Source organism: Paenibacillus shenyangensis (genome assembly GCF_000346635.1).
GTDB lineage: Bacteria > Bacillota > Bacilli > Paenibacillales > Paenibacillaceae > Saccharibacillus > Saccharibacillus dauci.
Map to the genome: position 1 here is coordinate 117,214 of NZ_AOIG01000007.1, position 12,717 is coordinate 129,930.

General features: G+C 46.6%; 10 protein-coding genes and 1 pseudogene. 9 read left to right on the forward strand and 2 right to left on the reverse strand.

Going from position 1 to position 12,717, the window contains the following annotated elements; all coding sequences use genetic code 11:
• Nucleotides 1-172 precede the first annotated feature (172 nt).
• From H065_RS0106030 to H065_RS0106040, 3 genes are all read left to right on the forward strand, one after another.
• Nucleotides 173-1,165, forward strand: a complete 993-nt coding sequence (locus tag H065_RS0106030) for an aldo/keto reductase (RefSeq protein WP_238557899.1) — start codon at nucleotides 173-175, stop codon at nucleotides 1,163-1,165.
• Between the two features lie 235 nt (nucleotides 1,166-1,400).
• Nucleotides 1,401-2,333, forward strand: coding sequence for a LysR family transcriptional regulator (locus tag H065_RS0106035; protein WP_017812129.1), 933 nt, complete (start codon nucleotides 1,401-1,403; stop codon nucleotides 2,331-2,333).
• A 15-nt stretch (nucleotides 2,334-2,348) separates the two neighbouring features.
• Nucleotides 2,349-3,479: a 5-methyltetrahydropteroyltriglutamate--homocysteine S-methyltransferase gene (locus H065_RS0106040; RefSeq protein WP_017812130.1), complete on the forward strand. Its 1,131-nt coding sequence runs from the start codon at nucleotides 2,349-2,351 to the stop codon at nucleotides 3,477-3,479.
• A gap of 192 nt (nucleotides 3,480-3,671) precedes the next feature.
• Here the strand turns inward: H065_RS0106040 and H065_RS0106045 are convergent, their stop codons facing one another.
• Nucleotides 3,672-4,625, reverse strand: coding sequence for an alpha/beta hydrolase (locus H065_RS0106045; RefSeq protein WP_017812131.1), 954 nt, complete (start codon nucleotides 4,623-4,625; stop codon nucleotides 3,672-3,674).
• Nucleotides 4,626-4,985: 360 nt separating this feature from the next.
• Between H065_RS0106045 and H065_RS0106050 the strand changes: the two genes are divergently transcribed.
• From H065_RS0106050 to H065_RS0106075, 6 genes and pseudogenes are all read left to right on the forward strand, one after another.
• Nucleotides 4,986-5,990, forward strand: coding sequence for a tyrosine-type recombinase/integrase (locus H065_RS0106050; protein WP_017812132.1), 1,005 nt, complete (start codon nucleotides 4,986-4,988; stop codon nucleotides 5,988-5,990).
• Nucleotides 5,990-6,808: a hypothetical protein gene (locus H065_RS26885; RefSeq protein WP_017812133.1), complete on the forward strand. Its 819-nt coding sequence runs from the start codon at nucleotides 5,990-5,992 to the stop codon at nucleotides 6,806-6,808. The genes H065_RS0106050 and H065_RS26885 overlap by 1 nt, the downstream gene beginning before the upstream one ends.
• Nucleotides 6,809-6,983: 175 nt before the next feature.
• Nucleotides 6,984-8,385, forward strand: a pseudogene (gene bcaP, locus H065_RS25370) (branched-chain amino acid transporter BcaP).
• A gap of 359 nt (nucleotides 8,386-8,744) precedes the next feature.
• The gene (locus H065_RS25375) at nucleotides 8,745-9,449 is read left to right on the forward strand and encodes a GntR family transcriptional regulator (RefSeq protein ID WP_017812134.1); all 705 of its coding nucleotides are present in this window, start codon (nucleotides 8,745-8,747) and stop codon (nucleotides 9,447-9,449) included.
• A complete protein-coding gene (locus H065_RS0106070; RefSeq protein ID WP_017812135.1) occupies nucleotides 9,449-10,390 on the forward strand; it encodes a DMT family transporter in 942 nt (313 codons plus the stop codon). The genes H065_RS25375 and H065_RS0106070 overlap by 1 nt, the downstream gene beginning before the upstream one ends.
• Nucleotides 10,391-10,491: 101 nt before the next feature.
• Complete coding sequence (locus H065_RS0106075) at nucleotides 10,492-11,592, forward strand: DUF3900 domain-containing protein (RefSeq protein ID WP_017812136.1); 1,101 nt, start codon at nucleotides 10,492-10,494, stop codon at nucleotides 11,590-11,592.
• 176 nt (nucleotides 11,593-11,768) lie between these two features.
• Here H065_RS0106075 and H065_RS0106080 read toward each other — a convergent pair whose 3' ends face one another.
• The gene (locus H065_RS0106080; RefSeq protein WP_017812137.1) at nucleotides 11,769-12,698 is read right to left on the reverse strand and encodes an L-lactate dehydrogenase; all 930 of its coding nucleotides are present in this window, start codon (nucleotides 12,696-12,698) and stop codon (nucleotides 11,769-11,771) included.
• Nucleotides 12,699-12,717 lie beyond the last annotated feature (19 nt).

Here is a 12,717-nt window from a genome sequence, read left to right on the forward strand (position 1 = left end):
CTATTTATATTGATTCCATAGCCTTGAAAGGAACTGGACTTCGGGACAAATTGGTAAAGTTGGGATTACTTCTGGATTTGATTATAATAAAAAGGAAGTGAAGGCGTTTTCGTTGGAGTCAGTTATTCACTTGCGGATCTTCGGCATGCACAATATTAATAAAGGGGGAAGTATGATGGATTATGGGTACATGGGGCGCAGTGGTCTGCAGGTATCGCGTCTCTGTCTTGGCACAATGACGTATGGAGATTGGGATATGGATGAGCAGAGTTCACTCTCCTTACTGGACCGGATTCTGGATTCAGGTATTAATTTTCTTGATACGGCAGATACATATGGCAAAGGAACAAGTGAAGAAATTATCGGCAAGTCGCTCAAAGGTCGACGAGACAAATTTATTGTAGCTACCAAATTCAAAGTCCGCACCGCGGAAGGCCCCAATGGTGAAGGCGCAAGCCGTTACCGGATCATGAGACAAGTGGAGGCCAGTCTCAAGCGGCTGGGAACGGATTATATCGATCTCTACCAGATTCATCGTCCTGACCCGCATACGCCGATCGATGAGACCCTGCGAGCGCTGGATACGCTGGTGAGCCAGGGGAAAGTGCGGTATATCGGCTGTTCCAACTTTGAAGCATGGCGCATGATGGAATCACTATGGACGAGTGAAAAGATGAATTTGGAGCATTTTGTAACCAATCAGTTATCCTATAGCTTGTTCAATCGTTACAGTGAGCAGGAGATACTCCCGGCTGCCAAGCGTCATGGATTGTCCGTGCTTGCCTATTCTCCACTGGCTGGCGGCTGGCTCTCCGGCAAATATCGCAAAGGTCAGCCGCTTCCGGCAGGATCGCGGGGAGAAGAGATGGACCTGGATACACCGCATAATCAGCACAAACTGAATGCAGTGGAACAATTGGCCGCTCTCGCTGATGCCAAAGGAGTCACTCTCAGTCAGTTCTCTCTGGCCTGGCTGCTGCAGCGTCCAGAAGTGATTCCGATTGTGGGTATTCGTAATGAACGGCAGTTAATCGATAATCTGGGAGCCCTGGACATCCAATTTTCCCAAGAAGAAATTCAGCAGATTGACCGAATCATCCCGAGTCCGTATCAGGATTTCTCAGGTGATGGCAGCTTTACCATCTCCAGAATTTCCATGAAATAATGCATCACCCAGGCATCACTGGCCGGTATTCGTTAACGGTTAGTGATGCTGTTTGTATAGTGACGGTGATTCCCAGCTGTACTCTGTTATAGGAAATAACTATGCCAGAGGGAATCACTTGGATTGAGCCGATCATCTGTGCTACGATAACTTCGATTAGTCAAAAATCTGTACACTGTAATAGAAGAGAATGAACGTGATACCACTAGACGGATTGTCCACAGGGGGGAAGGTTTTGACACTACAGCAGCTGCGGTATGCCATTGAAATTGCGAACTGCGGTTCCATGAACGAGGCGGCAAAGCGGCTTTTTATTTCGCAGCCGAGCCTTTCAAATGCCATCAAGGAACTGGAGAGCGAACTTGGTATTTCCATTTTTGACCGTACCAACCGGGGGATCAGTATTTCGGTAGAAGGAATGGAGTTTCTTGGGTATGCCCGTCAGATTATCGAACAGGCCGAATTGATCGAGAATCGTTATCATGGCAGCAAGCGGAATCTGATTCATTTCTCCGTATCCACACAGCATTATGCTTTTGTATCCGATGCTTTTGTAAAGTTGATGGAACAGACCGATATCAACGAATACAATCTGCATCTACGGGAGACGCAGACCTATAACATTATCGAAGATGTAAAGACACTGCGCAGCGATATTGGCATTCTCTATATTAATGAACGTAACTTCAAGGTTATGAACAAACTATTCAGCGATGGAAATCTGATGTTTACGCCGCTGTTTAACACAAGCCCGCATATTTTTATCCGTGCCGGTCATCCACTCGCTCAAAAAGAAATGGTGACGACGCAGGATCTCAGTACGTATCCTTATATTACATTTGATCAGGGAGCGAATAATTCCCTGCATTTTTCAGAAGAGATGATTACCTTCTCTTCTATTGCCAAAAGTATCAAGGTGCATGATCGGGCGACACTCGCCAACCTGTTATCCGGCACAAATGGCTATACAGTCGGCACTGGCATTCTGGTGTCCCAGTTCAACTACGAACAGCTCATATCTGTTCCTCTGCAGACCAGCGAGGACTTTACAGTGGGCTGGATCGCACACAAAGATCGCAAACCGAGTGAAGTCGCGTCTCAATATATTGAGATACTGAACGATCTGGTATCCAACAGCTATCTGAATATGAATCAATTTCTATTATAAGTACAGGAGGAGCCTATGCAGAGTCCATTAACAGGAACCAAACGAAATACCGCTCCTTTTCGCTGTGATATTGTAGGCAGCTACCTGCGACCGGAATCCATCCGGGATGCGCGGTTCCAGTATGAGAGCGGGGAGATCAATGCAGAACAGCTGAAGATGATAGAAAATGAAGAGATTATCAAGCTGGTACAGCAGCAAAAGAACATGGGACTGCAGACCATAAGCGATGGGGAATTCCGCCGTACATGGTGGCATTTGGACTTTTTCCTGGGGATTCAGGGCACCCAGAAGATCGGTCTGCCTACAGCGGGGATTGATAATCGTAACCGTGCCGAGAGTTTCCGTATTGTTGATAAAATCTCTTTTGGTGATCATCCGATGATAGAGCATTTCCGCTATTTGCAGCAGCTCGCTGGTGATCGCATGGCCAAGATGACTATCCCTTCGCCGGCACTGTTTCATTTTGTGGAGAATTACAATGGCAATGACGTATACAGTGATCAGGAAGAATTGTATCAGGATATTATCCATGTCTATCAGACGGCTATTCAGGCATTCTATGATGCGGGCTGTCGTTATTTGCAGCTGGATGATACAACTTGGGGAACATTATGCAGCAGCAGGCACCGGATGCTGCTTCGTAACCGGGGGCAAGATCCTGACCAGCTGGCCAGCGACTATGTACGTTTGATTAATGAGAGTATTGAACACTGTCCGGAAGATATGACGATTGCGCTGCATGTATGTCGCGGCAATTTTCGTTCCACCTGGTTTGCAGCAGGAGGTTATGAGCCGGTAGCCGAAGAGTTGTTTGGCAAAACACAGGTCGATGCCTTTTTCCTGGAATACGATAATGAACGCGCTGGTGACTTTCAGCCGCTGCGTTATATCAAAAACCAGTTTGTTGTACTGGGATTGGTTACAACCAAGCATGGGGGACTGGAGAGCAAGGAAATGCTCAAGGAACGCATCGCTGAAGCGTCACAATATGTACCGCTGGATCAGCTTTGTCTGAGTACGCAATGCGGGTTTGCTTCAACAGAAGAAGGAAATATGCTAACCGAGGAAGAGCAGTGGAACAAGATTAGGCTGGTCATCGACACCGCCAATGAAGTCTGGACACAGTCTCCAGCTATACTGTTATAGTCCAAGGCTATAGCAGAAGTACTGTCATGGTAGGGATCAATTTTGTGATGATTATAATAGGTTATAGAATGTCACTGATAATTCGTTATTCGTATAAAGAAAATAGGAGTTAACAACGTTATAAAATGAACGATGCAAATAAAAAGACAGCTGGCCATATAGGCAGCTGTCTTTTTATTTGTATATAGTAAATTACAGACCTTCGCGCAGGAACGCATTCGCCAGTTTCATGGCGCCTTTTTTGGCTTGTGTCTCTGCCAGCACATTCAGCATCACAAAGTCATGAATAATACCCTGGAAGCGTGCAGCCGTTACCGGAACGCCCGCTTCGCGAAGTTTGTTGGCATAGGCCTCACCTTCGTCACGCAGTACATCGGCTTCGCCGGTAATGATCAGAGCTTCCGGTAGACCTTGCAGCTGCTCTGTAGTAGCGCGCAGTGGAGAAGCAGTAATCTGCGCACGTTCAGCTGGATCAGTAGTATATTGATCCCAGAACCACTGCATACCTTCGCGAGCAAGGAAATATCCTTCAGCAAACTGATGATAGGATTCGGTATCAAAGCTCGCATCAGTTACTGGATAGAACAACAGCTGTTTTTGGATCGCAGGACCGCTGCGCTCTTTGGCCATCAGTGTAATCGCAGCAGTCATATTACCTCCGACGCTGTCTCCACCGACGTATAGCTTGGAAGTATCAAATCCCTGTGTACTGCCTTGTTCAGCAATCCACTGCAGTACCGCGTAGATTTCTTCAATAGCTGTTGGATATTTGGCTTCCGGGGACAGGCTGTATTCCGGGAAGACGACAGCCACTTCAGCACCTACTGCCAATTCGCGAATCAGACGATCATGGGTATGCGAGTTACCAAATACCCAACCTGCACCATGAATATACAGTAATACAGGCAGCTCGGCAGGAGCACCAGGAGGACGTACGATACGAATAGCTACTTCGCCACTCGGACCACCAGGAATTTTCAGATCTTCAATATCTACTTCTGGTTTGGCAATATCGCCGGACTGGACTTCATTAACAGTCTCGCGTCCTTTTTCAGGCCCCAGATCGAATAGGAAAGGGGGTTTTGAGTTATCATCGGCAAATTTCTGTGCTGCAGGTTCCAAATGTACTTTTTTGTCGGTAGTCATGTAAAAGGCCTCCTCAAGAATAAAGTAGCTGATAGATATACGATTAAATGGCTTGGTAGGCTTTGTGGTCAAAGCTTCCGATGCATATTGCTGCAAAGACTCATACAGCATAATACAGCAAATCGGTGCCTTGTTATTGCCTATACAATTACTCCAACAAAATTTAATTGTGCAATTGCTTCTATAGTCAACGTAAACATATAAGAAACAAGTGAAACAGCAGATGGACTTCATTTCTATCCATACAAAATAGAGAAGAAAAGAATAAACGCCTGTCCTGAATATAGGTAGTTGCCAAAGACTCCTGTATAATGAAGAAAAACCATGGAGCGAACTGTACAGGAAAGGAATATAAATATCATGAATAAACGCGGAACTACCCTATCGGATAACCAGGATGAATATGAAGAATCATGGGATGAAGATGCAGGAAGTCCCTATGCTGAAGAGCTGGAAGCTTTTCTCGATTGGATGAAGGATGCGGGATATACCGGATATACCCGTAAAGCCTATCTTGGAGATGTACATGAATTTCTCGAATCCCATTCAGTACGTGACAAACCCCTGGACGAGATCAAAAAACGACATGTATTGTCCTACTTGAGTGGAGCACGTTCCCGCGGAGTTAGCGATTCAACACGTAATCGCAAACATGCAGCGGTCAGCTGCTTTTTCAAAGCGTTGATGGAACTGGAAATGGCAGTTGCCAACCCGGCAGCAGGTATCAAAAAGGCCAAAACTGAACAGAACAAGGAACCTGTCTATCTAGATGAGTCCAGACTGACCGCTTTTTTGCAGTCGGTAGAAGGTAAATACCGGACACGGAATCTGACTGTCTTTTTGCTTATGGCCTATATGGGACTGCGTGTTGGTGAGGTGCATCTGCTGAATGTACAGGATTATAATGAGGAACGCGGTACACTACAGGTATTTGGTAAAGGAAGAAAATGGCGTACACTGCCAGTTCCGTCTGCGGTCGCCGAATTTCTGGGTCTGGCGATTCGAGAAAGACTGACTCCATGGCGAGACGGAGAGAATGCGCTGTTTATCTCGCAAAAGGGTACCCGTCTGTCGATCCGCAATATCCAGCAGATCGCTGCCGATACGTTTGACAAGTTTCAGGAAGATGTGGAGCCGGGGCAGCGTCTGCCATATTCGAGTCATAAACTCCGTCATTCCTTTGCGACTATGCTGCTGCGACAGGGAACCGATCTTCGTACAGTTCAGGAGCTGCTCGGTCACTCTTCTATTCAGACGACCATTATTTATACTCACGTAAGTAATCGGGAGAAGCAGGAAGCCATTTCACGGTTGGATATCCAGCTGCCACTGCCTCTTCAGCAGGGTCAGGAGGAGGACGAATAATGCTTGCACTGGACAGCCCTCTATGGGCCGAACTTTCTACAGCTTATGGATCAGCCGCAGAGGTACCACAGCAGCTGGCTTCGCTGATCCAGGAATACAATCAAGAGCAAGCCGATGAATTGTATGAATTATTGCTGCATCAAAATACGATTTATACAGCTACGCTGGCTGCTGTTCCTTACCTGTTGTCTATTGCCCATCATTCGGCGGAGGATCTCGTCATTACTAGTATTTATACAGATGGCGGGATGATCGCTGCCGAGTATGAAGCAGATCGTAATCCATTGGTAGAAGGTCACATCGATCGATCTCTGTATGCTGATATCGAACGGGACTATCACCAGGCGATTCGGGAAATACATCGATTAGATGATAAAATACTGTCTATTGTGCGCGAACGATTTATGGATCAGTTAGACAGACAGTATATGCTTGCAGCCTTTATGGCTTATCATGGTTATCCGGCGGTCTCCAGACTACTGTTTCATCATCCCGATGGCGAAGAATATCCGGCAGCTTGTCCGCATTGCGGCAAAGAATGGTATATTTGGCCGCCTACCGTATCCAATCAGCAGACCTCCTGGATTGTATATCCGACTGATCCTGTGCTGATAGACGACAGCAAGGGGAATGCGATCCAACCTATGATGGAGACAACCAGGTTGGATACAATGCTAAACGAATTATTGAATCAGGCTGTCCGATTTGAGCTATTCGAGCTAAAAGAGGTTATTGCCTATCTGGCAGGAGAGGTAAACTGCCCTCATTGTCAACAAAAAGGAAGCATATGGAAAGGCATATTGGCATATTGCATATAAACCTACATCGATTTAGTTCATGAAATAAGTTCGATGGAAGCTATTATGTCACTTTCTCAAAAAAAGTTTCAATCATTCAACGCGTTGAAGTGTAGTATTGTGTAGTTTTCTGTAGGTGTTATTTAACATTAGTGAATAAATGTGAATATACCTTACAGAAGAAAGGAATTCGTCTATGAGCAATTCTAAAGACAATACTTCATTATTCAGACGCAAACCTATTGCCGCAAGAGACAGCCAATTGAAACCTGTCCTTGGAGCACTCGATCTCACTACTCTCGGAATCGGTGCCATTATTGGTACAGGGATTTTTGTACTTACCGGGGTAGCAGCGGCAAATTATGCGGGACCTGGTTTGGTACTATCTTTCCTGCTAGCGGGTATTGTATGTGCATTTGCGGCACTTTGTTATTCGGAATTTGCTTCTTCTGTACCTGCATCCGGTAGTGCAATACGTATAGCTACACAACATTTGGCGAGATTATCGCCTGGATTCTTGGCTGGGATCTGATTTTGGAATATGGATTTGCCAGCGCTGCTGTTGCAAGCGGTTGGTCGGGATACTTTCAAAGTCTGCTATCTGGAATAGGTATTCATTTGCCACAAGCACTTACCAGTGCGTTTAACCCGGCGAATGGAACGTATTTTGACGTTACCGCTTCCATTATTACACTGATTATCGCCTTCCTGCTTACACGTGGGGTGAAGGAAGCAACACGGGCGAATGGAGTTATGGTTGCTATCAAGCTGGTTGTTGTGCTGATTTTATCGGCATTGGTGTGTTCTATGTACAACCGGATAACTGGACACCGTTTCTGCCGTTCGGCTGGGGAGGGGTAGCTGCTGGTGCAGCAACTGTTTTCTTTGCCTATATCGGTTTTGACGCGGTATCTACAGCTGCCGAGGAAGTAAAGCGGCCGCAGCGTGATCTGCCGATCGGTATTATTACTTCGCTTGCCGTATGTACGGTATTATACATTATTGTATCGTTGATTCTGACAGGGATTGTACCTTATCAAATGCTTGATGTAAGTGATCCTGTTGCCTTTGCTCTGGAATTCGTTCATCTGAACGGTATGGCCTGGATTATCTCTCTTGGTGCTATTACAGGGATTACGACCGTACTGCTGGTTATGATGTATGGACAGAGCCGTCTGCTATATGCCATGTCCCGGGATGGACTGCTATCACCGGTCTTCTCCAAAGTCAGTGGCAAGAGCCAGACTCCTGCGGTTGGCACATGGATTGCCAGTATTATTATCGCTTTCTTCGCTGGTTTTATCCCGCTGGGCAAACTGGCAGAGCTGACTAATATCGGTACGCTGTTTGCTTTTGCTGTAGTGAGTATTGGAGTTATCGTACTGCGTCGTACACAGCCGGATCTGAAAAGAGGATTCCGTGTACCCTTCGTGCCATTGATCCCCATTTTGAGTGCAATAGGCTGTGTGTATCTGATGCTGCAGCTGCAGGGCCTGACATGGATTGTATTCTTCGGATGGCTGGTAGTTGGCTTGATGATTTACTTCCTGTATGGCAAAAACCGCAGTCTGCTTAATCCTAACCGTCGTTCCAAATAATTAACGTATAAAGGTTGATGAAAAAGATAGTACGCTTGTGAGATAGATTAATTTAAAGCGTTGACCTGATGGTGATATACAAATACAAAAGAGCATCTTTGCCCCTTTTCAGGGCGAAGATGCTCTTTTTTTGATAAATGAAATTAAAAAATAGGGATAGAAGGAATTTATATAGTCATCGATCCTATTTTAAAAGTATAGATTCTTTATTGTAGGGATAAAAGGATGCGGGAGAGCTAATTATTGATATCTATATAAATAATAATGGCGATCTTAACTACTGCTTAATCGTATGTAACAGAAAACTATAACTATCATTCATTCTTGTCATCTATATTAATATGCAATATATTGGTTTTATGAATACACCTCAATTTCAGAAATTAAATCGTCCGTCGTTACGTGATCAGGTCTATATTACGCTTAAACAAGGAATTATCACGCTCGAACTGGCACCAGGTCAAAAGTTAAATGACATGGAGCTGGCCAGCCAGTTTGGTGTTAGTCGTACGCCAGTACGAGAAGCGCTCAAGCGGTTGGAAGATGAAGGGCTGGTCGAATCGTTTCCTGGAGCCATTACGCGGATCGCACTATTGCATGAAGAAACAGCAGCGCATGCTTTTGTAGTCGCAGCAGCGCTGCATGCACTGGCAGCAAGGCTATGTGCAAGTCAGCTGACGGTAGAGGATTATGCCGAGCTGGAAGCAGCCAATCAAGAGCTGACAGTGGCGCTGGAGCAGCAGGATGCAGAGAAAGCGATCGCTGCTGATGACCGTTTCCATCAGGTATTCTTGAACCGGGCAGCTAACCCGGAACTGAATGCTGCACTTCATGGGATTATGCCCAAGATCCGCAGGTTGGAATATGCCAAGTTCAGTCAGGTCAGCCGTGAGCATTCTCCTGCAGATCATCTGAAGATCATAACTGCCTGCCGTGAACATAACGAAGCCGATGCAGCTCATTGGATGGAACACAACTGGCTTAGTCTGGGGCAATGGCTGGCTCCTAGGCAGAATGATTCCTCCACCATATCTCGATCTTCCGAACCGGCAGAGGAACGATAATGAGAGCGGTATGGCTTGGCATTCTCGCTGCGTTCTTTTTTGCATCAAGCTTTGTGCTGAATCGCTCAATGGAGGTAGGTGGAGGACACTGGATCTGGAGCAGTGCACTGCGTTACTTTTTCATGATTCCACTGCTAGGTATACTGGTTGTCGTACGCGGTAACCTGAAGCCGGTCTGGCAGGAAATACGTCGTCAACCTGGCCAATGGCTGTTATGGAGTACAGTGGGGTTCGGTCTGTTCTATGCACCGCTCTGTGCTTCAGCGATATACGCGCCTGCCTGGCTGACAGCAGCCGGTTTTCAGACAACGATTCTTGCGGGTATGCTGCTCTCTCCGCTGTTCTTTTTCATACGTCAGACACCGGATGGACCAGTTCGGGAAAGAGGACGTATCCCGCGCAGTGTACTATTGATTGCACTTATGATGCTGCTGGGCATTGGACTGATGCAGATCGGCCAGGCTCAGAGTAGTTCAGTGGGGGCGAGTTGGCAGGGGATAGTGTTGATTCTGATTGGAGCTATCGCTTATCCACTCGGCAACCGTAAAATGATGGAAGTATGTGATGGCAGACTGGATGCATTTCAGCGTACGCTGGGAATGAGTATTGCCAGTCTTCCATTCTGGATCGTGCTGTCTGTCATCGGATTGATCCAGTACGGGCCACCTGCAGGGGAACAGACCATTCAGGCTTTTCTGGTCGCCCTATTCTCGGGCGTAGTCGCTACCGTACTCTTTTTCGGAGCGACCGACCGGGTACGCCATCATCCGGCACGTCTTGCAGCTGTTGAAGCTACACAATCGCTGGAGGTGGTATTTACATTGTTGGGGGAATGGGTACTGCTCGGAGTCATACTCACTTCAATAGGAATGTGGATTGGGCTAATCCTCGTAATTAGCGGTATGGTCGTCAATGCCTGGCTGTCGGCACGTTCAAATTAAACTTACATTTCCGTTCAAATTCGAGTATAGTGATAGGCAGACAATTTGGGCTTGCCGGATTTCATCCGCAGGCTGTATCCGTAATGACAAAGGAGTATATCATGCGATTTAATGTTCAATTCCTATCCTTTTTTGTTTTGCAGGTAGAGGGCAAAGAAGGCCAGACTTCCAAAAATTATAAACATTATCAGACACTCGATGAAGATGAATATGAGCTGAGTGAGCTCAAGAATTTCCTGCATGCCGAGTTTACCCGTACAGCCAAGCGCAAAGTAGAGAAAAATCCGTCGAGTGAGCAGCCGCCGACCAAGATCGGTACTTTTCTCGTAGAGCCTGGTCATGAGCTGACGAGCAATCCCAATTTTAATCTGTTCGCGCGTCTTCGCACGGTAGACAACAAAGAAGATTTCAAAAATGCCGGCGATGATCTGGTACGCAGCTATCTGGATACCAGCTCTGTACGTGGCGGTGCCCTGATCGTATCGCAGGTGAAGATGGATACACATTTTGATGATCCGTTTGTATTTGTGATGAAATGCGATTTTGAAAAGCAGATTGCCCGCATTTCGGATGAGCGTAGCCTGATCAGCGAAGTAGAAATGGCGATTAGCGCCCGTAATATGAAATCGATCCAGTATCCGCATATGCCGGAAGAAGGCATGATTGAAGAATGGGAGCTCAAAGTACATCAGTCTTCCCATGCCCGCTATTTTGAGGATTTCCTCAAATTCGTAACATATGAGCAATCGATTCCGGAAATTGTGAATGAACGAGTGATGGATTATGTACAGACCTATGTAGAAGAAAAGTGGCCGGATGCGAGTAACGAAGAGCGGCAGCGGGAAGAGCATGATCTGGAGCTGTGGGCTGCCAGTGACAAGCGTGATCTGCAGGAGAAATGGGAACCGCAGCAGGTGATCGAAGCTGCTGAACGCATCGTCGAGATCAAGCCGGAGATCGAGATTCGCGTCAAACTGGGTGATACGAGCGTCAAGGGGCTTCTGGCAGACTTTGGCTTCCGGATGCATATCGCCAAGCTGGGTGATCATTATGCGATGGTGATCGAGGGAGAGTCCTTTACTTTTGAAAAAGGTTTCTCTCCGGTCGAACTGCTGCAGCCGGATACGTTCGAAAACTTGTCCCAGCAGCTGATCGAGCGTGCGAACCAACCTCAAGAACGAGATGACGATATTCCTTATTAAGTCGGATTTCGCCAGCAATGTGAATTATGTATAACTATATATGCAGCAAACGCCGCCTTTCCTGATGGAAAAGCGGCGTTTTTGTCAATTTGCGCACAGCGCTGTATAATGACGAAGGGATATAATCGTCTTGTGTAAAAGCGCTGTAAGCCCTTGCGTAAAATTTGAAATATAGGCTAAATGTTTAACTGGGCAATCTGATCTTTGAGCTTGGCTGCCGAAGCACGCAGCAGCGCTTCTTCTTTTTCATTAAGAGGAATCTGCAATTTCTCGCGGATCCCTTCTCTGCCGACAATCGCAGGTACACCGAGATACACATCGGAGATGCCATGATAGTCATCCAGCAGGGAAGAGACGTTCAGTACAGCATGCTCATTTTGCAAAATAGCAGCTACGATCCGGTCCAATGCCAGAGCAATCGCATACGAAGTAGATCCTTTGGCATTGATGATCTCATAAGCGGCATTCTTGGTACTGTTGAAAATATCATCCTGCTCGGCTTCGTCAAAGGCAAGTGCGGAACCAGCCACATTGGCCAGACTCCATACCGGCAGCTCGGAATCGCCATGCTCGCCAATGATATGGGCATGAATACTGCGGGGATCGATTTCCTTGTGCTTGCCGATCAGATAGCGGAAACGTGCGCTGTCCAGCAGGGTACCGGAGCCGATAACCCGATTAGCCGGCCAACCGCTTTTTTTCCAGGATACATAGGTGAGAATATCTACCGGATTGGTAGCGACCAATAGAATACCATGGTCATTGTACTTGGTAATATTTTTGATAATGTCGTCGAAAATGGCGGCATTTCGATTCAGTAGATCAATTCGCGTCTCACCTGGACGCTGGTTCGATCCGGCCGCGATGATAATAATATCTGCATCTTTGCAATCAGAGTAGTCACCAGCCCACAGTTTGACACCGCCTACAAATGGAAGCCCATGATTCATATCAAGTGCTTCGCCAAGTGCCTTGTCTTTGTTGGCGTCGATAAATACCAGCTCGGACATCCGGTTGCGGAGAAGTAGAGTGTAAGCGGTTGTGGAACCAACCGCTCCTGTGCCGATAACGACTACACGGTGAGGTTTGGATACGGATTCAGACATTAATTATCATCTCCTTATA

Excerpts from the sequence above, each read along its gene's own strand:
- H065_RS0106070 (WP_017812135.1), top strand. The coding sequence starts at position 9,449 with ATGAGAGCGGTATGGCTTGGCATTCTCGCTGCGTTCTTTTTTGCATCA.
- H065_RS0106080 (WP_017812137.1), bottom strand. The coding sequence starts at position 12,698 with ATGTCTGAATCCGTATCCAAACCTCACCGTGTAGTCGTTATCGGCACA.
- H065_RS0106040 (WP_017812130.1), top strand. The coding sequence starts at position 2,349 with ATGCAGAGTCCATTAACAGGAACCAAACGAAATACCGCTCCTTTTCGC.
- H065_RS0106045 (WP_017812131.1), bottom strand. The coding sequence starts at position 4,625 with ATGACTACCGACAAAAAAGTACATTTGGAACCTGCAGCACAGAAATTT.
- H065_RS0106030 (WP_238557899.1), top strand. The coding sequence starts at position 173 with ATGATGGATTATGGGTACATGGGGCGCAGTGGTCTGCAGGTATCGCGT.
- H065_RS26885 (WP_017812133.1), top strand. The coding sequence starts at position 5,990 with ATGCTTGCACTGGACAGCCCTCTATGGGCCGAACTTTCTACAGCTTAT.
- H065_RS25375 (WP_017812134.1), top strand. The coding sequence starts at position 8,745 with ATGAATACACCTCAATTTCAGAAATTAAATCGTCCGTCGTTACGTGAT.
- H065_RS0106050 (WP_017812132.1), top strand. The coding sequence starts at position 4,986 with ATGAATAAACGCGGAACTACCCTATCGGATAACCAGGATGAATATGAA.
- H065_RS0106075 (WP_017812136.1), top strand. The coding sequence starts at position 10,492 with ATGCGATTTAATGTTCAATTCCTATCCTTTTTTGTTTTGCAGGTAGAG.